1 pseudogene is annotated in these 229 nt (G+C 74.2%); it reads right to left on the bottom strand.

Annotation, left to right across the window (positions count from 1 at the left end):
* Window positions 1-66: 66 nt before the first annotated feature.
* A pseudogene (locus tag KVS71_RS19715) lies at window positions 67-229 on the bottom strand (glucose-6-phosphate dehydrogenase); the annotation flags it as partial.

The raw sequence follows: 229 nt of genomic DNA, 5'->3' as shown, positions 1-229 counted from the left end.
CGTGGCCCCCCATGCCGAGCAGGTTGGCGACCGGGCAGACGGTCGTGGGGGGAAGGCGGATGATCCGGGGCGACACCAGACTCGCCCGTCGCGGGCCAGCAGGTCGGCGGCCGAGGCCGGACCCCACGAGCCGGGCGCGTACTGCCCCTCCGGACCGCCCTGGGCGGCCCAGTACTTCTCCCCCGGGTCGAGGATCTTCCAGGAGAACTCGACCTCCTCATGCCGCGGG

The organism is Microbacterium sp. GbtcB4 (genome assembly GCF_019091465.1).
Classification (GTDB): Bacteria; Actinomycetota; Actinomycetes; order Actinomycetales; family Microbacteriaceae; genus Microbacterium; species Microbacterium paraoxydans.
Note: the sequence above shows the minus strand (reverse complement) of the source record. Positions and strands in the feature narration are given on the sequence as shown.